The organism is Pseudomonas cichorii (genome assembly GCF_015471405.1).
Lineage (GTDB): Bacteria > Pseudomonadota > Gammaproteobacteria > Pseudomonadales > Pseudomonadaceae > Aquipseudomonas > Aquipseudomonas serbiensis.
Map to the genome: position 1 here is coordinate 412,053 of NZ_BLVZ01000005.1, position 21,625 is coordinate 433,677.

A 21,625-nucleotide genomic window follows, 5' to 3' on the forward strand; every position below is an offset into this window, starting at 1 on the left:
CTGACATAGAGCCTACCCAACCGTGAGGAACACGTTCGTGAGTCGTCCGCTCGTCATCAAAATCGCTGTGCTCGGCGCAGCCCTGTGTGCGGCGATGACCGTCAGCGCTTTGGAAAAACCGGCGGATTTCACCAGCAAGACGCCCTTGACCCTGATCGGCCAAGGCCCGCTCTATCGCATCGAATTACCTCTCGCACTGCAATTGAATGCGCTTCAGAGCAATCTGAACGATCTGCGAGTATTCGATGCCGCCGGCCAGGCTCAAGCCTATGCTCTGGTCCGCAAACAAGCGCCACGCGAAGAAGATCCAGCGTTGACGCCTGTGAACTGGTTCCCGCTGTACACCACCGCCGAGGCGGGCGATGCCGTACCGATCATTCGCAGCGAACGGTCGAGCGACGGTGCAATCATCGATGTCCAGCCACAGAGCGACATCGAAGCCGGTGAAGAAATACTGCGCGGCTGGCTGCTGGATGCCACCACGGTCAAGGCGCCCCTTGAACAGTTGCTGATCGACTGGAGCGCCGAACGCGAGGGCTTCCAGCACTTCAGCATCGAAGCCAGCGATGATCTGCAGAACTGGCAGGCCTGGGGCGAAGGACAAGTGGCGCGACTGACGTTTTCCGATGAAATGGTCGAGCAGCGAGAAGTCGGCCTGCCCGGCCAGAACGCCCGTTATCTGCGCCTGCTGTGGCGCTCGCCACAAAGCGCACCCACTCTGGTTTCTGCGTACCTGCTGAGCGCCAGCCCCGAGAACGCTCCGGCGACATTGACCTGGTCGCCATTGATCAGCGGTGTCGTTGAACAACCCAATGAATATATCTGGCAGTTGCCGACCGACCTGCCAGTGGAGCGGGTGAAAGTTGATATCACCCAAGACAACAGCCTGGCACCCGGTACGCTTTATGGACGACTCGATGCAGGGCAGGAATGGCAGGTCATCAGCAATGGCTTGCTGTACCGACTGACTCAGAACAATGGAGAGATCGTTCAGGACCAGTTGCAACTCACGGGACACAAGGTCCGGCAACTGAAACTGGTCGTCGATGATCGCGGCGGCGGACTGGGAGCAGAAGCGCCCAGATTGAGCGTTGCCGTTCCTGCAATCCAGGTGGTGTTCCAGCCTGTGGGCAACGGGCCGTTCACCCTCGCCGTCGGTAATGCATCGGCTCCGGCTACAGGCCTGCCAGTGACGGCACTGATTCCCGACTTCAATCCGCAAAGACTGGCAGCCCTGGGCAAGGTCAGGCTGGCGACTGCACCTGCAGCCAACGCAGCCGTTCCTGTGCCGCCAGTTGCCGAGAGCATCGACCTCAAACGCCTCGGTCTGTGGGCTGTGCTGGTACTGGGTACGCTGTGTCTGGGCTGGATAGCCATCAGTTCTCTGCGCGCCTCAAAACATTGACACATCGCAGCTTTAACCCCGGTTTTGCAGCTACGCTGAGCTGGCGTATGAACTCAATTACCCATAAGCCAGTCTGATAGCAGTATTACGTCGCCACTCGCGTTAAACTGCGCGGGTTTTTTCATCCCCCATTTTCGGAGCTATCCATGTCCCGCGTTACACTGAGTCGCTTTTTGATTGAGCAGACCCGCAGCAACAATACTCCTGCCGATCTGCGCTTCCTGATCGAAGTAGTGGCGCGAGCATGCAAGGAAATCAGCCATGCCGTCTCCAAAGGCGCGCTGGGTGGCGTACTGGGCAGCATGGGCACCGAAAACGTACAGGGTGAAGTGCAGAAAAAGCTCGACGTGATCTCCAACGAAATCCTGCTTGAAGCCAACGAATGGGGCGGTCACCTGGCCGGCATGGCGTCCGAAGAAATGGACAATGCCTACCAGATTCCGGGCAAATACCCGAAAGGCGCCTACCTGCTGGTATTCGACCCGCTGGACGGCTCTTCCAACATCGATATCAACGCCCCGGTCGGCACTATCTTCTCGGTACTGCGTTGCCCTAACGAATACCTGAGCCAGAACGAAGCCCTGAACGAAAAGGCCTTCCTGCAACCGGGCACCGAGCAGGTAGCCGCCGGTTATGCCATCTATGGTCCACAGACCATGCTGATCCTGACCCTGGGCAATGGCGTCAAAGGCTTCACCCTGGACCGCGAAATGGGCAGCTTCGTGCTGACCCACGAAGACATCAAGATCCCGGAGTCCACTCAGGAGTTCGCGATCAACATGTCCAACCAGCGTCACTGGGAAGCGCCGGTACAACGCTACGTCGACGAATTGCTGGCTGGCGAAGAAGGCCCGTTGAAAAAGAACTACAACATGCGCTGGGTCGCGGCGATGGTCGCAGACGTACACCGCATCCTGACCCGTGGCGGCCTGTTCATGTACCCACGTGACAGCCGTGAGCCTTCCAAGCCGGGCAAACTGCGCCTGATGTACGAAGCCAACCCGATGTCCTTCCTGGTCGAGCAGGCAGGCGGTGCATCCACCGACGGCCATCAGCGCATCCTCGACATCCAGCCTGAAGGCCTGCACCAGCGTGTAGCCGTTTTCCTGGGTTCCAGAGAAGAAGTCGAGCGCGCCACGGCGTACCACAAGGAATAAGACCATGTCCGCTCCCTGGCTGCCTCTGCTGCAATGGTGGTTCGGTTCTGCCGAGTCAGCCAGCGAAGCGGTGAAAGCCAGGGAATCGCTCTGGTTCGGCAAGAATCCGGACAATGACACCGAAGCCCGCAAGCGCTTCGGTGTTCTGGTCGAGCAGGCCTTGTCGGGCGGCCTCAAGGAATGGGCAGAAAACCCCAAGGGCTGGCTGGCGCTGGTCCTGCTGCTCGATCAACTGCCGCGCATGATCCATCGCGATACGCCCAAGGCATTCGCTGGCGATCAACGCGCCCAGGCACTGGTGCAACACGGCCTGAAACTGGGCCGGGACCAGCATCTGGAACCGCTGGAGCGCACCTTCATCTATCTGGTGCTGGAACACAGCGAAAACCTGGATGTGCAGGACCAGGCCATCGCCTGCTTCAGCAAACTACTACCGCTGCTCCCTGCCACAGATCGCGATTATTTCAATCACAGCCTGGATTACGCTGAGCGTCACCAGAAAGTCATCGCCCGGTTCGGTCGCTTTCCCCATCGCAACGAAATTCTCGGCCGTGCTTCGACCGATGAAGAGATCGAGTTTCTCAAAGAGCCCGGCTCAAGGTTTTAAGAGCTTTCGCGAAGCTCCACACATCGAACATCCTGCCCCAAGGGAACCAGATCACGGTTTTCTCTTCTAAGCTTTCGGCATTGCGCCAGCATCGGGTCGGAGAGCCTGTTGCTGCGACGCAGCCCCCTTCCGTTCAGGAGCTTCATCCATGTCTTTGCGCTCTCTCGCGTTACTGTCGTTTTGCGTGCTGCTGGCTGCCTGCAGCAAAATCACTCAGGAAAACTACTCAAAACTTTCCGCTGGCATGCCCAAGGCTCAGGTCGAAAACCTGCTGGGCAGCCCGACTGAATGCTCGGGCGCACTGGGAATGTCCAGTTGCACATGGGGCGACCAGAAAACCTTTATCAGCGTGCAGTACGCTGGTGACAAAGTACTCATATTCTCGGGCCAAGGTCTGAAATAACCCATGATCAAGCTACTTCTACGCTTTGGCATTCTCGTCATGGCCAGCTTCCTGGCCATTGGCTTCGCCCATTCGGCTGACAATCTCGATCCAAAAACCGTCGACAGCGTTGATCTCAACCGCTATCAGGGCACCTGGTATGAGCTGGCACGGCTGCCGATGTTCTTCCAGCGCAACTGCGCACAGTCCGAAGCTCATTACCTGCTCAAGGCTGACGGCAATATTGCCGTGACCAACCGTTGCAGGACCATCGAAGGCAAATGGCAGGAAGCCACAGGCACCGCATCGCCGCAAGTACCGGGCAAGACCGACAAACTGTGGGTGGTTTTCGACAACTGGTTCTCGCGACTGCTGCCGGGCCTGGCCAAGGGTAATTACTGGGTCCTGGCACTCAGTGACGACTACAAGACTGCAGTGGTCGGCAATCCTGATCGCAAGTACCTGTGGCTGCTGTCCCGAACGCCAACAGTGCCGGAGTGGGTCAAACAGGAAATGCTGAGCAAGGCGCGCCAGCAGGGATATGACACCAGCCGGTTGATCTGGCGTGAGGATGACTCAAAGATCGGCAAGTGATCTGCATCCATGGAGGGGGCACGAGCCCCCTTCGTGAATGAATTCACTCCTGCCCCAGCAACTCTCGAAGCACCTGCGCAAACGCCCGGCTACTTTCCTCTTCTGCCGCATGGCGCCCTTCGCGCACCACCCAGCGGCCATTGACCATTACATCGCGAACCTGACGATCAGCGCCCGCAAACAGCCAGCGGTTGAGGATCGTATCGCCGGATGCGGTTGCCAGATACGGGTCTGAACCATCCAGCACTAGCCAGTCTGCGCGATGCCCGGCTTCAAGCTTGCCGATCTTCTGCCCCAAGGCCTGTGCGCCACCCGCCAGTGCTGCATCGAACAGGGTCCGGCCCACCATCGGCTGATCGCTGCGATAGAGCCGGTTGCGGCGCTGGTCTCGCAGGCGCTGGCCATATTCCAGCCAGCGGAGTTCTTCGACCACACTGAGCGAAACATGGCTGTCCGAGCCAATGCCCCAGCGTCCGCCCTGAGCGATGTAATCCACTGCGGGGAAGATGCCATCGCCCAGGTTGGCTTCGGTTGTCAGGCACAAACCCGCCACGCTGCCACTTTTCGCCATGAGGCTGACTTCATCCGGTTCGGCATGGGTCGCATGCACCAGACACCAGCGCGGATCCACGGCTACGTTTTCATACAACCATTGCAACGGGCGTCGGCCACTCCAGCTCAGGCAGTCATCGACTTCCTTTTGTTGCTCGGCGATATGGATATGTACCGGACACTGCCGGTCGCTGGCTGCCAACACGTCGCTGATCTGTTGCGCAGTAACGGCGCGCAACGAGTGAAAGCAAAGACCAAGACTCTGGGACGCCTGACTGGCAATGACCGGCTTGAGGCGGTCCTGCAAATCAAGATAGCTGTCGGTGCTGTGGATAAACCGGCGTTGCCCTTCGTTCGGCGCTTGCCCACCAAACCCGGAATGGCTGTAGAGCACCGGCAGCAGGGTCAGGCCGATGCCCGCTGAAGTGGCGGCCTGGCTGATCTGCAAGGCCAGTTCGGCAGGGTCGGCATAAGGCTTGCCATTGGTGTCCTGATGGACGTAGTGAAACTCTGCAACCGAGGTGTAACCGCCCTTGAGCATTTCAATATAGAGCTGTCGGGCGATGACACCCACCTGCGGCGCACTGATCTGCCCGACAAGACGATACATGAGGTCGCGCCAGGTCCAGAAACTGTCGCTGGGGTTGCCCGCCACCTCCGCCAGCCCGGCCATCGCCCGCTGGAAGGCATGGGAGTGCAGATTCGGCATGCCAGGCAGCAACGGGCCGCTGACAGACTCGGCGCCCTGCCGGTCAGCATTGGCCTGCACCGAACTCAACAAACCATCGGAACTGACCTCCAGACGGACATTATCGGCCCAACCACCGGGTAGTAATGCGCGCTCGGCAAAGAAGGCTGGCATTGACTTCAAACCTCATCACTGTAATTTGTATATACATATACAGACGTTCTGATGCCCGGTAAACCTTCGCACGCTTGCCGTACCGTAGGTTAATGGTTAGCTTGGGCGCTATTTCGTAGCTGAACCACCCAGAACAAGGACCCGCACGTGCCGACTCCACCCGCCTCTTCCACCTTGGCATCCCAGATGGGCGAAAGTCCGGCACCGCTCTATGCCCGCGTCAAACAGATGATTGCCCTGCAAATCCAGAACGGCACCTGGCCGCCGCATCATCGCGTGCCGTCGGAAAGCGAACTGGTGACCCAACTGGGTTTCAGCCGCATGACCATCAACCGGGCCTTGCGCGAGCTGACCGCCGAAGGCCTGCTGGTGCGCATGCAGGGCGTCGGCACTTTCGTCGCTGAACCCAAAAGCCAGTCGGCACTGTTTGAAGTCAACAACATCGCTGACGAGATCGCCACGCGAGGCCACAGGCACTCCTGCAAGGTCATCATTCTCAAGGAAGAATCCGCCGGCTCCGAGCGGGCTCTGGCACTGGACATGCGCGAAGGCCAGAAGGTGTTTCACTCACTGATCGTACACTTTGAAAACGATATCCCGGTGCAGATCGAAGACCGCTTCGTCAATGCACAGGTGGCACCGGACTACCTCAAGCAGGACTTTACCCGGCAGACGCCTTACGCCTATCTGTCGCAAGTCGCGCCGCTGACCGAGGGCGAGCATGTGGTCGAAGCGATACTGGCCGACGCCGACGAGTGCCAGTTGCTGCAAATCGATGCAGGCGAGCCTTGCCTGCTGATTCGCCGCCGGACATGGTCAGGACGTCAGCCGGTTACCGCCGCTCGCCTGATTCACCCCGGCTCCCGCCATCGCCTGGAAGGACGCTTCACCAAATGACCCGGACCAGAACCCTGCGCGCCATCGATTACCCTCGCATGCCCTGGAAAAACGGCGGCGGCAGCACCGAAGAAATTGCTCGCGATGGCGGGCAGGATCTGGAAGGCTTCGGCTGGCGCCTGTCGATTGCCGATATCGAAACGTCTGGCGACTTTTCGGTGTTTGCCGGTTATCAGCGGATCATCTCGGTGATTCAGGGCGCCGGCATGACGCTGGATATAGACGGTGTCACCAGCCGCCCCTTGCTGCCAACCGACCCGCTGGCCTTCAGCGGTGACAGCCAGGTCAGTTGCGCCCTGCTCGACGGCCCTATTCGTGATTTCAACCTGATCTATGCTCCACAGCGTTACAGCGCTCGCCTGCACTGGATCGACGTACGCCAGCCACAACGAATATTCAGTTGCGCCAGCACCTTTTTGCTGTTCAGCGTTGCCGAGCAGATCGGCGTCAGCGTAAATGACGGGCTCTGGGAAATCCTTGGCAGAAACGACTGCCTGCAAGTGGACAACCCAGGCGGCCTGCTGGAAATCGAGTTGCAAGCACCCAGCGCCAGCCGCTGCTGCCTCATCGAGTTGAGCGCCTTGCGCGCTTGAACCGCCAAATCAAGATCCTGTTTCAAGGACGAGCATGACCCAATTCCCTCCAAAGGAAACACCTAGAGCCGTTGCCATTCTGGCCAGCTTCCTGTCATCGGAATCGGCAGGCGGCATTGTCCTGATGGGCGCGGCGCTGGCTGCACTGATCGTTGCCAACTCACCTCTGGCTCCCGGCTACTTCGCCATTCTGCATAGCGTCTGGCTGGGGCTTTCCGTCGAGCTATGGATCAACGACGGGCTCATGGCGATCTTCTTTCTGATGGTCGGCCTGGAAATCAAACGCGAAGTACTCGCCGGCGGGCTCGCCACGTGGGAACAACGCGCTCTGCCCGGTTTTGCAGCGGCAGGCGGCATGCTGGTCCCGGCGTTGATCTATATAGCGATCAACTGGGGCAACCCGCAGACCATCAGCGGCTGGGCGATCCCCGCGGCAACCGACATTGCTTTCGCACTCGGGGTTTTGTCATTACTGGGCAACCGGGTGCCTGTGTCCCTGAAAGTGTTCCTGGCAGCGCTGGCGATTCTCGACGATCTGGGGGCCGTGACCATCATCGCCTTCTTCTACAGCTCGGGCCTGAATCTGCCCATGCTGCTGGCGTCCTTCGTGACCCTGGCAGTGCTGGTTGCGATGAACCGCCTGAAGGTGCGGCGCTTGTTGCCGTACCTGATACTGGGCGCGCTGCTGTGGTTCTTCGTGCTGCAATCGGGCGTGCATGCCACGCTGGCAGGTGTTGCGCTGGCGCTGTGCATTCCCTTGGGCAAACCAGAGGAAGAAGCGCGCTCGCCACTGCTGTTTCTTGAAGAAAAGCTGCATTACTGGGTCGCGTTCGCCATCGTGCCGGTGTTCGGATTCGCCAATGCGGGGGTTTCACTTTCAGGCATTTCTGCAGAAAACCTGCTGGACCCTGTACCGCTCGGGGTTGCGCTGGGGCTGTTCGTCGGCAAGCAGATCGGTGTTTTCCTGGCTGCGGCGCTTGCGATCCGGGCCGGGCTTGCGGTTCTGCCACAAGGCAGCAACTGGGTGCAGCTCTATGGCGTGGCGCTGCTTTGCGGCATCGGTTTCACCATGAGCCTGTTCATCGGCAACCTCGCTTTCCCCGGCGCAGTGCATCTGGTGGACGAGGTAAAAATCGGCGTTCTCATGGGTTCGGGGTTTGCCGCGATTGCAGGTGTGCTGCTGTTGCGCAGCCGTTTCAGTCGGCCCTGAAAAAATATTTTCAAATCACTGCATCCAGATTGTTTTCTCGCGGGTAGTACATACAGCAGCCACTTCGAGTTGCTGAGCGCGGTTAAACAATCTGGAGATTTTCTGCATGAACGCAAAACGTTTGCTCTGCCTTGCAGGTAGTACCCTGGCTCTCACTTGCCTGACTTCTGTTGCCATGGCTCAGACCTCCCTACCCGAAAGCGTACGGGTCCCGGACGGTCACAAGATCACTCTGGAAACCACCGGCGTGGGCGAGATCACTTACGAATGCCGCGCCAAGGCCAACTCTGCTACCGAAACCGAATGGGTATTCGTCGGCCCCAAAGCTGTCCTCAATGATCGCAGCGGCAAACAGGTCGGCACTTACTACGGCCCACCGGCTACCTGGGAATCCAAAGACGGCTCCAAGCTGACCGGCACTCAAGTGGCCGTTGCACCTTCCAGCGCGGGCAACCTGCCTTACCAACTGGTCAAGGCCAATCCGGCTGAAGGCAAGGGTGCCCTGACCGGTACGGCCTACATCCAGCGCGTGGCACTGAAAGGCGGCGTTGCACCAGCCACTGCCTGCTCGGCCAGCAACAAGGGCGCGAAGGAAGTGGTCAAGTACCAGGCTGACTACATCTTCTGGGCCAGCAAGTGATCAAAGCCATTCAATGGGGTGCCGCGCAGTCAGTAGTCTATGCTGCTACGCGGGAGCCTTGTGATGTCAACGAGGCAGCAATCATCCATTGATGGCGGATCGACGTGTCTTCACACGAATCTCTCTTTGACTACGAAGCCACGCTGCATGCCTGCGCCCGCGGTGAGCGCCAGGCATTGCAGCGTCTCTATCAACAGGAAAGCGCCCGGCTGCTCGGCGTCGTCGTGCGGCTCGTGCGTGACAACGCACTGGCGCAAGACATCGTGCATGATGCATTCCTCAAGATCTGGACCCATGCGGCAAGCTTCGATCAGGCAAGAGGTTCGGCACGCGGCTGGATTTTCAGCGTGACCCGTCATCTGGCGCTCAATCGCCTGCGCAACCATGCCCGGGAAGTACGCCTGGAAGACGATGGCAGCGAGGACCACCACGAAGCTGCCACCCTTGAAGGCTGGCAGGAAACCGGCGATGCCTTTGACTGGCGCGTCAATCCGGGACGGATTCAGTTCTGCCTGGAACAGCTTGAACCGGTGCGACGCAACTGTGTTTTTCACGCTTACGTGGACGGCTATTCGCATCAGGAAATCGCGCAGAAAATCGGCGCGCCCTTGGGTACGGTCAAAGCCTGGATCAAGCGCAGCCTTACGGCTTTGCGGGAGTGTATGGGATGACTCGGCCTACAAATGAAAACATCAATGAGCTGGCCGGCGAGTACGTGCTCGGCACCTTGTCTGCCCAGCAAAGAATCGACATCCAGAACCGGCTGGCACATGAGCCCGATTTGCAGGCCGCAGTCGATGCCTGGGAGGAACGCCTGCTGCCGCTGACGGCAATGGCCGAACCTGTGACGCCCGCGCCGGGACTCTGGAGCCGTATCGAACGCAGCATCACCGAGCTCTCCGCCAACAGAACCGAACCGCAACGTACACGCTGGTGGGACAGCCTTTCGATCTGGCGCGGGCTGGCCGGGGCCGGACTGGCCGCATCGCTGGTGCTGGGCACGATGCTTTTCATACAGCCATCGCAGGCACCGTCCTACCTGGTCGTACTCGTCGCCCCACAGGACAAGGCGCCTGGCTGGGTCGTCCAGGCCAGCAACTCGCAGGAAATCCAGCTCATTCCACTGGGCGAAACCCAGGTCCCTGCGGACAAGGCCCTGGAGTTCTGGACCAAGGCTGACGACTGGCAAGGACCGGTATCACTCGGCTTGGTAAAACCGGGCCAGACCCTGCATATACCGCTCGATAAATTGCCACCGCTGCAACATAACCAGTTGTTCGAGCTGACACTGGAGAAGTCCACGGGCTCGCCTGTTGGTAAACCGACCGGACCGATACAGTTTATCGGGCGGGCGGTGAAGGTGATTTAACCTGCTGCACCGGCCCCACCTTCAACGGATGCGTTCCTTGTACTGGCGAGGATTGAACCGCAACACAATCCCGATCATCACCACCATCACCGCTGTCAACGTCCACCACGCCCCCTCGAAACTCCCCGACTGGTCACGGATGACGCCAGCCAGCAGAGGAGACAGGCCAGCTATCAGATAGCCGATGCCTTGCACAAAGGCGGTCAGGCTTCCGGCACGGGCCGGGTTATCGATATGGTCCATGGAGATGATCAAACTCATCGGGAACAGACCGCCGATCCCCAGTCCCAGCAGACAAGGCCACAGCATGGTCAAGTGTTCAAAGGACAGAATAAGGCCGCTGAAACCGGCAATGATCAGCAGCAACAAGGCAGCCAGCGCCCAACGTTTGTCCCGAGTCTGATTGACCATCGCAGGCACCGCCAGACCGGCCAGCACTTCCATCGCTGTCAAAAATCCCAGCACCAGCCCGGCGTCCTGCTCGCTCCAGCCTCTTTCCACGTAATAAGGCGCAAGCCAGGCCAGCACACAGGTGTAGGAAGCCGTGCCAAGGCCGAAGAACACGGCCAACAACCAGGCGCGTGGATTGCCGAAAAACGAGTCACTTTTGCCTTTGGGAGCGGCTTCGACGACCGGAATCGCCGAGCGTTGAAACGTCCACAGGACCAGCGCCAGCAACGCGAGCACACCCCATATCGCCAACGAAACCTTCCAGCTACCGCTCTGCTTGAGCACGAAGGGCGAGAACGACGCCGCCAGTGCAGCACCGCCCATGATCGAGGTGACATACAGGCCCATGAACAGGGACACGTTGTCCTTGAAACGGGTCTTGATCAAGGCCGGCATCAACGCCTGAATCATCGCGATCCCCAGTCCAGAGAGGACTGCACTCACGATCAACTCCAACGCGCCATCGATGGACAGCCGGGACGCACTGGCGATACCAATCACTAGCAGCGACAACCCGATTGCCCGATGCTCGCCCAATGACTGAGCCAGCCGCATCCCGAAAAACATCCCGAGCCCCATCGCCATCACCGGCAACATGGTCAACAGCGAGGCCAGGCTAAAACTGAGGGGAATATCACCCCGAATAGCCGACAGAAGCGGCCCGATGGCCGCCATGCCGGGCCGAAGATTCAACGCCACCAGCACGACACTGGACATCAACCAGAAAGCGTGAGTGGTTGAAGCACGAATGTTTTCCATCACACGACCTTGCCATCCCTAAAGACACGATTAGGCCGCGCAGCCTGTGCATGGGACAAATTAAAATCTGGGGGGATGTATTGAGAAATTAGGTTGGTGGGTTGCAGGAATGTTAAGGAATGAGCTCTGCAGAACCATGAATAGCCCTGTAGAGCTCAAAAAACCAAATCGCAACACTAGTTATGACGAAACTTACAAAGCAGGCACCAAGAAGGATACCGGCCTTAATACACACACTATGCAATTAAAAATCGCCTGCAAAAATCTTTAAACAAACCATATAATCACCCAAGAAACCTTGAATACCTTACATAAACACCATGCCGATCAACAGGATTTTGATATTTACGAATCCCTGGATCGCTACTATATAGAAACACTGGGCTAGGTGGGTCGTTAGGGACATGGCGAACTAACCAAGGAGCACGACTTTCATCATTCCTAGACGATAAATATGCAGTCTCACGCCGCAACCCTAGGGCTTCCCTAACACACTCCTTTTGTGCACTCCTCACATTCTTGCAACTAACAGCCAAACAAATATCTTCATGTGACGGATAGAGAGCTATTCCAGCTTTAAAAACCCCCACATCAAGCTCATGATATGCAGCTGGCGGCACAGAGGAATGAGCCTGAGGTAAACAACGTAAACCTGACTGGCTTATAAACCAACTAAGGGTATAAGCCTCAACCGAAATCCACGCCTCCAAATCATCACTACCTGCACAACTCATTAAAAAATGAGAAAACTTCTTCCGATTGGCAGAAGCAGGACTAAGAGCAATCACAACCTCATGACTGAGTCCTTTACCATTTAACGGAGCAACATGTTTAATTGAGGTACCGGCCTGCCTAGAGTACGCCCTCAAAACCCTCCACAAGACCTGTAATTCAAACAACTTATCAATAGAAACCTTTGACCGCAATGAAATAGGTAAAGCGCTAGTTTTTGAAGCGATATTGAATAGCTTTTCTATTTTATCTATCAACCCCGAAGGAGTAGGAGGCTTTTTACTCTTCACTATTAAACTCTTCTTCTGACGGAATAAGCCCTTTAAAATATCCATATAACTCTTGCTGACGCACAGGAACTTTTTTCTTTAACTGGGCCTTTAATCGAAATGGCTTATCAAAGCCGACAATCACTGCATCCGAAATAGGTTGCTCAAGCAAAGATGATAACCCATCAAATATCTCTTGTGCAGTCGCTTTTGTAGCGGGGAATGCAAGAGAAAAAAGCATTGCCAATGCCTCCTCAAATATCCACTTAATATCCGAATCTTCAGACTTAGGTGACAATCGCTCGGCATCACCGTCAGGATCAACGTTATTATCTTCAGTACTGAGATCTGTTCTCCGCGCCAACTCATGAAACTCTGCTTCTTTAGGCCCACGATACGCCACTGCAAGCTCATGAATACGCTGGATAGCTTTTACCATTTCCTCCTTGGTCACCATCACCCTACTGCCCTCATCGAAATATTTTTAACATTGGAGTAATGCTCCAATGGATACCAGCCTGCTTGCATAGCAAGTCGACGCCAATAATAGCACTATGCCAACACCAAAACACCTAGCCATAAAGCAAACAGCCACAACGTCTTCAAATACTTTGACAGAAGCAAAAGCAATTAATATAGCCACTAAAAAATCATGCATGCACCTGATCAACCTACTGCGCATTTTCAGAACAAAGCTTTTACCCACAATTATTCCTTGACGAAGGATCATTGAGTATAACTACATATTTGCAAATTCCGTTTCGAGAAAACCTACAAGATACCAATCACCACCAAGATCCTCGCCTTTAACGTCTAAAAATTTTGCGCACAAACCTAAATAACACCCAATGGTAGTCACAGTTACTTATTATTTATCTTTATTTAATAACCTCAAAGAGATGACATTCTAGACAAGTGACATCCAACTCTACCCAAAGACTAACGGACAAGATCAATAAATTATAAACCGCGCAAAAAAACCGAAGCTCCCACTAGCCACCTCTATAGTCCTCCGGAGGGGGTAGCCCCAACCAAAAACTCAATTATCCTCTATCTGTATAGTTATCCCTTATCGAAGCCGACGGATGTTGTCGTTGATCTGATACTGGATGGTACTCAGGGTTTCTGAAGTGATTTGCTGGGGGAACCTGTTTTTGGCCATGGCCGTAAAGTCGCTGGCAACGTCACAGACTTTCTCAATGACGGAGCCTGTCTCACGAGATGAAAGCCCAACCTCTTGTCTTCCAAGAAGAACAAGGCTCTTTCGGCTAATATCCAGAGCTTCGCCCATCACGTCCATTTGGTGATAACCACCCGGTCCGTCGCAGAAGGTCACGTCATAGGCAGGAGCCAGCGTCCATTCGCCGGTTGACGACATGATGTACGCGAAGTTCTTGGGATGATCGTCTCGGTTGTTGAATACGACATTGAAAACAATCCTCTCATAAGCGATCACTTGCTCTCGTACATCGTTGGTACACATCAAGGTCGCACGCAGAAAATTGGCATAATCCAGAGATCCTGGGGTCTGGAAGTCGGCTCCGGTAAAGGCAGCCAGACTCTGCATGGGGATTCGCATACCGGCTTGTCGATCAAACCGTTTTGTAGCGAAGGCCGTCTGGCCATTGGGGAGTTTGAAGTACTGCGTTTGCGGTGTATCAATACCGCACTTGTGCAAACATTCGGAGTAAACCGCTTCGATTGCACAAACTTCGGGATGCTCCTGCCTGGCCGGGAACTTGATCAACCAAGCCTCCAGGTCAGGTGCAGCAGTAATGGTGAATATATCACTTGCGGGAGCACGATAGAGTAAGGCTTTTGGCCTAGCCCCTTGGGGAGAACCCCCCATTTGCAACAGCCTCTGCAAGAACTCTCCACCTTCACCATTGAGCACGTCCTGGACCTCGACAGCCAGTCGGGCAAGGGGAATATCTTCTTGCGATATAGATGCCTCTGGCACCATCGGCTCAAATGACATCGCGCCCATGGCATTGGCACCGATGTAAGTCAGGCGTTCCAGAGGACCAATACGTACAGGATTGAGACCACGGCGCTTGAACAGGCGATCCATCAACAGCATGCCCCAGCCGTCAGGCAGGGAATCATAGATAGGGCCGGGCAGCCCCAACTGGTGAGCGGGAAAGTCTGTACGCAGTTTGGGTCCACTTAAGGGAAGCTTGTAGGCCGACAGTTCAAGCCCTCTGTTCTTCGCCTCATCACTGAACTCAAATGCAATCAGCGGGCGTCCGTTAATAGCGGTCGATGAAACAAGTGTGCCCCAACGCCAATGTTCTCCCCAGCCATCGTAGTAGACGTCGACCTGCTTATGCATTGTTGGGTTTCCTCTTGGCACGGTGGCGACTGGCGCTGTTTTCATAGCGGAGAATGTCGTCAAGGCTTTCCAGCTTAGGCTGGAACAGCCCTTCCAGCTCGTTGATACGTCCAAGCACCATTGCTACACGGACCAGACTCTCGAATGCAACGTTTCGGCCTGCTTCCAGATTGGACACAGTGTTGACGCCAATGCCTGCGCGCGCAGCTACATCTGCTTGTGTCATCTGCTGCGCCAGTCGCTCTTTGCGCAACCGCTCGCAGAGCAATTTGACAAGCTCGTCGGGTCTTTTGAATTCTAAATCCATAATATTGTGTCTTAGATCGTATTTTTTGACTTAACCCACAATACTACAGATTTATAAAAACACCTTCGCGACTATCACCGCCAAGCCCCAGCACATGGCAAACCCACCACCCTGCTGTTACCCATCGCCCCAAAATCGTGCAAGGCATCCCGTCAGTAACAAGTCGTCCTCTCTGATAACCAGCACACCTGAAACACCTGAAACCCAATGTTTACAGGTGCTTCCAACCTTCCATCGATCCACGCACCAGCCTCCATGCAAAGTTGGTCTATCAATTGCACATGCTTGTATGTACAAGTAGAGACAGGTTATAAATACCCCACGCTCTACCCGACAGAATTCGCCTGAGTGCCAGGCACCACTCGCCCGTCATCGGGCTGGTTTGGATTGATCGCTGAGGATTTTTTTGTGACCGACAATAATCAAGACCGCAAGCAAGACTGGACCCGCCATCGTGACGTCGAAGTGCGGGCTGCCCGTGGCACTCAACTGACAGCAAAGAGCTGGCTGACCGAAGCCCCGCTGCGCATGCTGATGAACAACCTTGATCCTGAAGTGGCCGAAAATCCGAAGGAGTTGGTAGTTTATGGCGGGATCGGGCGTGCGGCGCGTAACTGGGAGTGCTACGACAAGATCGTCGAGAGCCTGACCCGGCTCAACGATGATGAAACCCTGCTGGTGCAATCCGGCAAGCCGGTCGGTGTGTTCAAGACTCACAACAATGCGCCGCGTGTGCTGATCGCCAACTCGAACCTGGTACCGCACTGGTCAAGCTGGGAGCATTTCAACGAGCTGGATGCCAAAGGTCTGGCCATGTACGGCCAGATGACCGCAGGCAGCTGGATCTATATCGGCAGCCAGGGCATCGTTCAGGGCACTTACGAAACCTTCGTCGAAGCCGGTCGTCAGCATTACGACGGCAGCCTGAAAGGCCGCTGGGTGCTGACCGCAGGCCTGGGTGGAATGGGTGGCGCACAGCCGCTGGCCGCAACACTGGCCGGAGCTTGTTCGCTGAACATCGAATGCCAGCAGAGCCGCATCGACTTCCGTCTCAAGACCCGTTACGTCGATGAGCAAGCCACCGACCTGGACGACGCCCTGGCGCGTATCGCCCGCTACACCGCCGAAGGCAAGGCCATCTCCATCGCCCTGTGCGGCAACGCTGCTGAAATCCTGCCGGAAATGGTCCGTCGCGGCGTGCGCCCGGACATGGTCACCGACCAGACCAGCGCTCACGATCCGCTCAATGGCTACCTGCCCAAAGGCTGGAGCTGGGAAGACTACCGCGCACGTGCGCTGACCGAGCCGGCCGCCGTCGTCAAAGCGGCCAAACAGTCCATGGCCGAACACGTCGAAGCCATGCTGGCGTTCCAGAAAGCAGGTATTCCAACCTTCGACTACGGCAACAACATCCGTCAGATGGCCAAGGAAGAAGGCGTAGCCAATGCCTTCGATTTCCCCGGCTTTGTGCCCGCCTACATCCGGCCATTGTTCTGTCGCGGCGTAGGCCCTTTCCGCTGGGCGGCCCTGTCGGGCGATCCGCAGGACATCTACAAGACAGATGCCAAGGTCAAGGAACTGATCCCGGACGATGCGCACCTGCATAACTGGCTGGACATGGCCCGCGAACGCATCAGCTTCCAGGGTTTGCCAGCACGTATCTGCTGGGTCGGCCTGGGACAGCGCGCCAGACTCGGCCTGGCGTTCAACGAAATGGTCCGCAGCGGCGAATTGTCTGCTCCCGTGGTGATCGGTCGCGACCATCTGGACTCCGGCTCGGTCTCCAGCCCCAACCGTGAAACCGAGTCCATGCAGGACGGTTCCGACGCAGTATCCGACTGGCCGCTGCTCAACGCCCTGCTCAATACCGCCAGCGGTGCGACCTGGGTGTCGCTGCATCATGGCGGCGGTGTCGGCATGGGCTTCTCTCAGCATTCGGGCATGGTGATTGTCTGCGACGGCACCGATGAAGCGGCCGAGCGCATTGCCCGCGTTCTGCACAATGACCCGGCGACAGGCGTCATGCGTCACGCCGATGCCGGTTACCAGATAGCGATTGATTGCGCCAAAGAGCAGGGCTTGAACCTGCCGATGATCGGGCGTTAAGGGCATTTGCCATGGGTGTGGCGGCTCAGAGCCGCCACATCGAAAAAGTCAGGATAGACACTGATAACGCCCACAGGCCGGATGCCTACTTGAAGCTGCCGTCATCCCTTTCAGGCTTTGGAGCATCGACAATGAAAATGAAAAAAGCGCTGTTAACCACTCTGGTATCTGCTGGCCTGCTGGTCAGTGCCGGTGCAAGTCAAGCGGCCGGGTGGTGCGAGTCAGGCAAGCCGGTCAAGTTTGCCGGTCTGAACTGGGAAAGCGCGATGTTGCTGACCGACATTCTTCAAGTCGTCCTGAGCAAAGGCTACGGTTGCAGCGTGGATGCGTTGCCGGGCAATTCCATAGCCATGGAAAACGCCCTGAGCACCAATGACATTCAAATCTTCGCAGAAGAGTGGATAGGCCGCAGCGAAGTCTGGAACAAGGCCGCAGCGGCTGGAAAAGTCGTAGGCGTCGGCGCGCCCGTGGTCGGCGCAGTCGAAGGCTGGTACGTGCCGCGCTATGTGATTGAAGGCGATGCCAGGCGCAAGCTGGAAGCCAAGGCACCGAACCTGAAGTCAATCGCAGATCTGGCTCAATACTCAGCCGTGTTCAGGGATCAGGAAGAACCCGGCAAAGGCCGCTTCTACAACTGCCCCGCCGGCTGGACCTGCGAGCTGGAAAACAGCGAAATGCTCAAGACCTACGGCCTGGAAAGCAAGTACACCAACTTCCGCCCAGGCACCGGCCCGGCACTGGACGCGGCTATTCTGTCCAGCTACAAGCGCGGTGAGCCGATCCTGACGTATTACTGGTCGCCCACTCCGTTGATGGGGCAAGTCGATCTGGTTCGTCTGGAAGAACCAGGCGTCAACAAGACCATCGATATCAAGGTCGGTGTGTCCAAGGCTTTCCACGAACAGGCACCTGAACTGGTCGCCGTACTGGAGAAGGTCAACCTGCCTATCGACCTGCTGAACCAGAACCTGGGACGCATGGCCAAGGAGCGGATCGAATCGCCGAAACTGGCGAAGATTTTCCTCAAGGAACACCCGGAAGTCTGGCACAAGTGGGTCAGCGAAGACGCTGCGAAAAAGGTTGAGGCCTCTCTGTAAACCCCGGAGCAGATTATCTGCGCAGGCACAGGCGACATGTGCTGTGCCTGACAACTTGATCGAGAGCACCTTATGTTTCCCGAAAGTTTTACCTTCTCCATTGCCAACTGGGTCAACGACGGGGTTGATGCGCTGGTCACCGAGTACGGCGATGTGTTCCGGCACATTTCCGATACCTTGCTGTGGGCCATCGTCAATCTGGAAAGCCTGCTGCGTATGGCGCCCTGGTGGCTGGTGCTGATGATCGTCGGCGGTATTGCATGGCATGCGACCCGGAAAATCGTCACCACCGCATTGATTGTCGGCCTCCTGTTCCTCGTCGGCGCTGTCGGGCTGTGGGACAAGCTGATGCAGACATTGGCGCTGATGCTGGTCGCCACGTTCATCGCGGTGTTGATCGGCATTCCTCTGGGCATTCTTTCGGCACGCAGCAACCGCCTGCGCTCGGTGCTGATGCCGCTGCTGGACATCATGCAAACCATGCCCAGCTTCGTTTACCTGATCCCGGTGCTGATGCTGTTCGGCCTGGGCAAGGTCCCGGCGATCTTCGCTACCGTGATTTACGCCGCGCCGCCGCTGATTCGTCTGACCGACCTGGGTATCCGTCAGGTCGATGGCGAGGTGATGGAGGCGATCAACGCCTTTGGTGCCAATCGCTGGCAACAACTGTTCGGCGTGCAACTGCCACTGGCGATGCCAAGCATCATGGCCGGGATCAACCAGACCACCATGATGGCGCTGTCGATGGTCGTGATTGCTTCGATGATCGGTGCCCGAGGTCTGGGCGAGGACGTTCTGGTGGGTATCCAGACCCTCAATGTCGGGCGCGGCCTGGAAGCCGGTCTGGCCATTGTCATTCTGGCGGTTGTCATCGACCGCATCACGCAGGCCTATGGCCGCCCACGGCATGAGGCGAGCAAATAATGAGCCTGGAACCGAACAAAATCGTCGTCAAAAACGTGTTCAAGATATTCGGCAGCCGCTCGAAAGAAGCGCTGGCGATGGTGCAACAGAGCAAGAGCAAGGATCAGGTGCTGGCCCAGACCGGCTGTGTGGTCGGCGTCAACGACCTGTCGCTGTCGATCGGTAGCGGCGAGATATTCGTCATCATGGGATTGTCGGGCTCGGGCAAATCGACGCTGGTGCGCCATTTCAATCGCCTGATCGATCCTACCAGTGGCGAGATTCTGGTGGATGGCGAAGATATCCTGCGGTACGACATGGAAGCCCTGCGCCAATTCCGTCGTCACAAGATCAGCATGGTGTTCCAGAGCTTCGGCCTGCTGCCGCACAAGAGTGTGCTGGACAACGTGGCGTACGGCCTGAAGGTGCGCGGCGAGAGCAAAGCGCTCTGCCAGGAGCGTGCGCAACACTGGATCACCACCGTGGGCCTCAAAGGCTACGAAAACAAATACCCGCATCAGCTCTCTGGCGGCATGCGTCAGCGCGTTGGTCTGGCACGGGCACTGGCGGCCGACACCGACATCATCCTGATGGATGAAGCGTTCAGCGCTCTCGATCCGCTGATCCGCGCCGAGATGCAGGACCAGTTGCTGGAGCTGCAATCGACGCTGAAGAAAACCATCGTGTTCATTACCCACGACCTGGACGAAGCCGTGCGTATCGGCAACCGGATCGCGATTCTCAAGGATGGCCGCCTGATTCAGGTCGGAACGCCCAAGGAAATCCTTCACTCGCCCGCCGACGATTACGTTGATCGCTTCGTGCAACGGCGCGCAGTCACTCTTTAAGGATGGTGTCGATGTCACGAGCCAGACAGATTGTTTTCGGTGATGCCCCGACAGGCTGGCAGGACGTGGTGGCCGTGGCTCGTGATGGCGCGCACCTGATACTGTCGGAGCAGGCCTGGGCGCGCATCGACAATGCCCAGGCCATCGTCCAGCGCATCGTTGCCAGCGGCGAACGGGCTTACGGTGTGAATACCGGCCTCGGTGCGCTGTGCAATGTCTCACTGGCAGACGAACAACTCAGTCGCCTGTCGCGCAACACATTGCTCAGCCATGCCTGTGGCGTAGGCGCACCACTGCCCGACGAGCAGACGCGGGCCATCATCTGTGCCGCGATTCTCAACTACAGCCAGGGCAAGTCCGGCATCCATAGACAGGTTGTGCAAGCGCTGCTGGCCTTGCTCAATCAAGGCATCACGCCGCAAGTGCCATCGCAGGGGTCGGTGGGTTATCTGACCCATATGGCGCACGTCGGCATTGCGCTGCTAGGTGTGGGTCAGGTCAGTTATCGCGGGCAGATCATTTCGGCGCAGCAGGCATTGAGCGAAGAAGGCCTGTCCCCCGTCGAGCTGGGTGCCAAGGACGGGCTGTGTCTGGTCAACGGTACACCCTGCATGACCGGCCTGAGCTGTCTGGCCATTGCCGACGCCACGCGCCTGACACAATGGGCAGACGTGATCGGTGCCATGACCTTTGAAGCACTGCGCGGCCAGCTCGATGCCTTCGATGAAACCATCATCGCTCTCAAACCACATCCGGGTATGCAACAGGTCGGCAAGAACCTGCGCAGCCTGCTGGCGGGCAGCGAAGTTCTCGCCAGCAGCCAAGGCATTCGTACCCAGGATGCACTGAGCATTCGTTCGATACCACAAGTGCATGGCGCAACGCGGGACCAACTGGCCCACGCGATCAGGCAGGTCGAAACCGAGCTGAATGCAGTCACCGATAACCCCTTGCTGCTGGGCACTCCAGAGGATTACCGCGTGGTGTCGCAAGCCAACCCGCACGGCCAGTCAGTCGCCATGGCGGCAGATCTGCTGTGCATGGCGGTTGCGGAGCTGGGCTCGATTGCCGAGCGGCGTCTGGATCGGCTGATCAACCCGGCCGTCAGCGGCTTGCCGGCTTTTCTGGTCAGCCAGCCGGGCGTCAATTCGGGGATGATGATCGTCCAGTACGTGGCCGCTTCGCTGTGCGCAGAAAACCGCCAGATGGCACAACCGGCGGTGGTCGATAACTATGTCACCTCGGGCTTGCAGGAAGATCATCTGAGCCTGGGCACCAGCGCTGCCTTGAAGCTGCACAAGGTACTGGGCAACGCGACGCAGATTCTGGGCATCGAATACCTGCTGGCGGCCCAGGCGTTCGAGTTTCTCAAACAACAGCGTTTCGGGGCAGGTACCGGCATGGCCTGGCGCGCGCTGCGCGAGCAGATCCCCGCTTACGACGAAGACCGCTGGCTGGCCCCGGATATTGCCAGCAGCGTAGCCGTACTCAAGAACGAAGAAGTGCTGGAGAGGATTTTCCGGCACTGTCGTGAACAGACGACAACCCCATGAC

Annotated in this window: 22 protein-coding genes; 16 read left to right on the forward strand and 6 right to left on the reverse strand. The window is 57.2% G+C overall.

Going from position 1 to position 21,625, the window contains the following annotated elements; genetic code table 11:
- The first annotated feature begins 55 nt into the window (after positions 1-55).
- The 5 genes from JL015_RS09910 to JL015_RS09930 all read left to right on the forward strand — a co-directional run bounded on the left by JL015_RS09910 (position 56) and on the right by JL015_RS09930 (position 4,145).
- Entirely contained in the window at positions 56-1,405 is a 1,350-nt protein-coding gene (locus JL015_RS09910) for a DUF3999 domain-containing protein (RefSeq protein ID WP_236250196.1), read from the forward strand.
- A 146-nt stretch (positions 1,406-1,551) separates the two neighbouring features.
- Positions 1,552-2,562 carry a class 1 fructose-bisphosphatase gene (locus tag JL015_RS09915; protein ID WP_201018337.1) on the forward strand — a complete coding sequence of 337 codons (1,011 nt, stop codon included), beginning with the start codon at positions 1,552-1,554 and terminating at the stop codon, positions 2,560-2,562.
- 4 nt (positions 2,563-2,566) lie between these two features.
- Complete coding sequence (locus JL015_RS09920; RefSeq protein WP_201018338.1) at positions 2,567-3,169, forward strand: DUF924 family protein; 603 nt, start codon at positions 2,567-2,569, stop codon at positions 3,167-3,169.
- 148 nt (positions 3,170-3,317) lie between these two features.
- A complete protein-coding gene (bamE, locus tag JL015_RS09925) occupies positions 3,318-3,572 on the forward strand; it encodes an outer membrane protein assembly factor BamE domain-containing protein (RefSeq protein ID WP_201001434.1) in 255 nt (84 codons plus the stop codon).
- 3 nt (positions 3,573-3,575) lie between these two features.
- Positions 3,576-4,145 (forward strand): lipocalin family protein, encoded by a 570-nt coding sequence (locus tag JL015_RS09930; RefSeq protein ID WP_201018339.1) that lies wholly within the window; start codon positions 3,576-3,578, stop codon positions 4,143-4,145.
- A gap of 43 nt (positions 4,146-4,188) precedes the next feature.
- Here JL015_RS09930 and JL015_RS09935 read toward each other — a convergent pair whose 3' ends face one another.
- Positions 4,189-5,559 (reverse strand): formimidoylglutamate deiminase, encoded by a 1,371-nt coding sequence (locus JL015_RS09935; RefSeq protein WP_201018340.1) that lies wholly within the window; start codon positions 5,557-5,559, stop codon positions 4,189-4,191.
- 186 nt (positions 5,560-5,745) lie between these two features.
- Here JL015_RS09935 and hutC point away from each other — a divergent pair, with 186 nt between their 5' ends.
- The 6 genes from hutC to JL015_RS09965 all read left to right on the forward strand — a co-directional run bounded on the left by hutC (position 5,746) and on the right by JL015_RS09965 (position 10,268).
- Complete coding sequence (gene hutC, locus JL015_RS09940) at positions 5,746-6,456, forward strand: histidine utilization repressor (RefSeq protein WP_201001856.1); 711 nt, start codon at positions 5,746-5,748, stop codon at positions 6,454-6,456.
- Positions 6,453-7,049, forward strand: coding sequence for a HutD/Ves family protein (locus tag JL015_RS09945; RefSeq protein ID WP_201018341.1), 597 nt, complete (start codon positions 6,453-6,455; stop codon positions 7,047-7,049). The genes hutC and JL015_RS09945 overlap by 4 nt, the downstream gene beginning before the upstream one ends.
- 34 nt (positions 7,050-7,083) lie before the next feature.
- Entirely contained in the window at positions 7,084-8,259 is a 1,176-nt protein-coding gene (nhaA, locus tag JL015_RS09950) for a Na+/H+ antiporter NhaA (protein WP_201018342.1), read from the forward strand.
- A gap of 106 nt (positions 8,260-8,365) precedes the next feature.
- Positions 8,366-8,899 carry a DUF3455 domain-containing protein gene (locus tag JL015_RS09955; RefSeq protein WP_122321715.1) on the forward strand — a complete coding sequence of 178 codons (534 nt, stop codon included), beginning with the start codon at positions 8,366-8,368 and terminating at the stop codon, positions 8,897-8,899.
- 104 nt (positions 8,900-9,003) lie between these two features.
- Complete coding sequence (locus tag JL015_RS09960; RefSeq protein ID WP_122321717.1) at positions 9,004-9,570, forward strand: sigma-70 family RNA polymerase sigma factor; 567 nt, start codon at positions 9,004-9,006, stop codon at positions 9,568-9,570.
- Positions 9,567-10,268 (forward strand): anti-sigma factor, encoded by a 702-nt coding sequence (locus JL015_RS09965; RefSeq protein ID WP_122321719.1) that lies wholly within the window; start codon positions 9,567-9,569, stop codon positions 10,266-10,268. The genes JL015_RS09960 and JL015_RS09965 overlap by 4 nt, the downstream gene beginning before the upstream one ends.
- A 21-nt stretch (positions 10,269-10,289) precedes the next feature.
- On the opposite strand, the gene JL015_RS09970 is transcribed toward JL015_RS09965, so the two are convergent.
- The 5 genes from JL015_RS09970 to JL015_RS09990 all read right to left on the reverse strand — a co-directional run bounded on the left by JL015_RS09970 (position 10,290) and on the right by JL015_RS09990 (position 15,117).
- Positions 10,290-11,477, reverse strand: a complete 1,188-nt coding sequence (locus JL015_RS09970) for a cyanate transporter (protein ID WP_201018343.1) — start codon at positions 11,475-11,477, stop codon at positions 10,290-10,292.
- A gap of 284 nt (positions 11,478-11,761) precedes the next feature.
- Positions 11,762-12,544, reverse strand: a complete 783-nt coding sequence (locus JL015_RS09975) for a hypothetical protein (protein ID WP_201018344.1) — start codon at positions 12,542-12,544, stop codon at positions 11,762-11,764.
- Positions 12,489-12,917 carry a hypothetical protein gene (locus tag JL015_RS09980; protein ID WP_201018345.1) on the reverse strand — a complete coding sequence of 143 codons (429 nt, stop codon included), beginning with the start codon at positions 12,915-12,917 and terminating at the stop codon, positions 12,489-12,491. Before JL015_RS09980 ends, JL015_RS09975 begins: the two co-directional genes overlap by 56 nt.
- Positions 12,918-13,547: 630 nt before the next feature.
- A complete protein-coding gene (locus JL015_RS09985) occupies positions 13,548-14,810 on the reverse strand; it encodes a type II toxin-antitoxin system HipA family toxin (protein WP_025262340.1) in 1,263 nt (420 codons plus the stop codon).
- Positions 14,803-15,117 carry a helix-turn-helix domain-containing protein gene (locus JL015_RS09990; RefSeq protein ID WP_025262341.1) on the reverse strand — a complete coding sequence of 105 codons (315 nt, stop codon included), beginning with the start codon at positions 15,115-15,117 and terminating at the stop codon, positions 14,803-14,805. Before JL015_RS09990 ends, JL015_RS09985 begins: the two co-directional genes overlap by 8 nt.
- A gap of 408 nt (positions 15,118-15,525) precedes the next feature.
- Here JL015_RS09990 and hutU point away from each other — a divergent pair, with 408 nt between their 5' ends.
- From hutU to JL015_RS10015, 5 genes are all read left to right on the forward strand, one after another.
- Complete coding sequence (gene hutU, locus JL015_RS09995; protein WP_201018346.1) at positions 15,526-17,223, forward strand: urocanate hydratase; 1,698 nt, start codon at positions 15,526-15,528, stop codon at positions 17,221-17,223.
- 131 nt (positions 17,224-17,354) lie between these two features.
- On the forward strand, positions 17,355-18,320 hold the full coding sequence (locus JL015_RS10000; protein WP_201018347.1) for an ABC transporter substrate-binding protein: 966 nt from the start codon (positions 17,355-17,357) through the stop codon (positions 18,318-18,320).
- A 72-nt stretch (positions 18,321-18,392) separates the two neighbouring features.
- Positions 18,393-19,244 (forward strand): ABC transporter permease, encoded by an 852-nt coding sequence (locus tag JL015_RS10005; protein ID WP_201018348.1) that lies wholly within the window; start codon positions 18,393-18,395, stop codon positions 19,242-19,244.
- On the forward strand, positions 19,244-20,071 hold the full coding sequence (locus JL015_RS10010; RefSeq protein ID WP_374063405.1) for a quaternary amine ABC transporter ATP-binding protein: 828 nt from the start codon (positions 19,244-19,246) through the stop codon (positions 20,069-20,071). The genes JL015_RS10005 and JL015_RS10010 overlap by 1 nt, the downstream gene beginning before the upstream one ends.
- A gap of 11 nt (positions 20,072-20,082) precedes the next feature.
- Positions 20,083-21,624, forward strand: a complete 1,542-nt coding sequence (locus JL015_RS10015; protein WP_201018349.1) for an HAL/PAL/TAL family ammonia-lyase — start codon at positions 20,083-20,085, stop codon at positions 21,622-21,624.
- Position 21,625 lies beyond the last annotated feature (1 nt).